General features: G+C 47.1%; 1 protein-coding gene and 1 pseudogene. Both read right to left on the bottom strand.

The genetic code is table 11. The annotated features are described in order from the left end of the window. A pseudogene (locus VB081_RS13830) lies at positions 1 to 299 on the bottom strand (sugar phosphate isomerase/epimerase family protein); the annotation flags it as partial. Positions 300 to 406: 107 nt separating this feature from the next. Then, positions 407 to 1,552 carry a substrate-binding domain-containing protein gene (locus VB081_RS13825; protein ID WP_323401362.1) on the bottom strand — a complete coding sequence of 382 codons (1,146 nt, stop codon included), beginning with the start codon at positions 1,550 to 1,552 and terminating at the stop codon, positions 407 to 409. Positions 1,553 to 1,880: the final 328 nt, after the last annotated feature.

Genomic DNA, 1,880 nt, shown 5'->3' with positions numbered 1-1,880 from the left:
TAGGCCACCTTTTCTTCCTTGGTTCCCGGACAAATACTGTCTGTATCCTGTCCATAAGGCCCCATGACAAGGAGGGAATCCGCATGATTGCTGATTGCGGAAATAAACATACCGCGATCCGATACCATTTTTTTTAGTTTTTTTGCGCGATCGCCTTTAAGCACCTCTTCGGCATCGACCTGTCCATTTCCAATATACGCAGGAATCTCCACACATTCGTACCCGTGGGACGCAGCCATCTCTACGACTTCTTCCAACGGTTTTTCCGAATAGTTTACTGCGCAAAATCCAACCTTCATAGTGTTTCCTCCCAAAATAATCTTTACATGCCAGCCCGTGCGCCTTGTATAGTATACACGGCGCACGGGCTGGCTTTGTTACTTATCTATCGTTTGTCAATATCCTTTTACATCGTCCAAGCGTACGGATCTCCGCCGGGGATCAGGTATGTGTCAACATTGTCCTTCGTAACAACGATGGAATCCTTGATGATGCTCTGGTCTTTTGACGTTTCTTTTCCGTTGATGATATCAAGCGCGACCTGCAGAGCGTCTACACTTGCCGCACACGGCAGCTCCGTAAAGCCGATACATGTGCCGTCTTTCACCATCTGCGCCACGCCGTTTACACCATCAGCGTTTACGATGAAGATATTGTCGCTTTCGCGGCCCGCTTCTTTGATCGCATCATACGCCGCCAGCGTGACTACGCCGTCCTGCGAAAGGATACCGTCGATCTGGCCCGTGCCAAACTTTGTCAGCGTATCTTCCATAAAGGATTTTCCTTTGCTTGCTTCAAAATCGGTATACTGCCTTGCAACGATTTTGATATCAGGATATTGCGAAAGCACTTCATCCCATCCTTCTTTGTTAAGGTTATCCGTGCTGGAACCTGCAATCGAGTCAAGCGCGATCAGGTTGCCTTTGGGTTCGCCGTATTTTTCCGTCAGTGCGTCTACCATCAACTGCGCACATTCAACAGCGTTCTGTTTGTCGGAATACCCTACAAAGTGCGTATATTTGTCTGTGGAGGCGTGACGGTCGAAGATGATGACCGGAATGCCGCTCTCGTATGCCTGCTCGATGCCCGGGTTTACTGCGTCTTCTACAGCGGGGGAGATCAGCATTGCATCCGGTTTTTTCTGCAGCATCATTTCGATATTACTGTTCTGTGTATTTGCATCGTCGTGCGCATCGGATTCTTCCAGTGTGATTCCCAGCCTGTCGCATTCCGCTTTGAGCATATCGCGCATCGTTACGCGCCAGCTGTTGGAAATGGAAGCGTTTGCAAAAGCGATCGTAATTCCCTCACACGAGCCGTCCGCATATGTTGTCTTGGGGACAAAGCCACCTGTAGCGGCCGCTTCACCGGGCGCTTCGCTTGCGCTCTCACTCGGAGCCTCGCTGACTGCAGCACTTTCACTGGGGGCTTCGCTCGCCTGTGCCGGCTCAGACGGGCTCTGCGACGCCGCATAATCGGCTGAGCTGCAGCCTGTAAAGCAAAATGCCGACACACAGATCACCACAAGCACCATGGTCAATAACTTTTTCATTTTTCTTCCTCCATTCATTTTTTTACTTTTCAGTAGGATTATTGGAAAAATAAATTTCTAGAGCCCGCTTCGTATGCGAGCTTAAATTTTTATGCAAGCTGGATTCTTATTGTATTTCTTTAGCCGGGTAGGCCCTTTTGAGGACGTTTTACAAGCAGCGCATCCTTACGGATATATTTGCTGCATCGCTGCAAAATGAATTTTTGTGTTTTTTTTTGAATATTTGTTTTTATTTCTCTTTTTTTTCATTTTACACAAGCATTTCCGTATTTGCAAGTCTTTTTTGCAAAATTATTTGTATTTTTTGTATTTTTTTGTTAAAATGAAA

Origin of the sequence: Christensenella sp. (assembly GCF_034927525.1) — a bacterium.
Taxonomy (GTDB): Bacteria; Bacillota; Clostridia; order Christensenellales; family Christensenellaceae; genus Christensenella.
This window is presented reverse-complemented; position numbering and strand designations above follow the sequence as displayed.

Bases quoted from the DNA above. Each gene is read 5' to 3' on its own strand.
- VB081_RS13825 (WP_323401362.1), bottom strand. From the start codon at position 1,552: ATGAAAAAGTTATTGACCATGGTGCTTGTGGTGATCTGTGTGTCGGCA.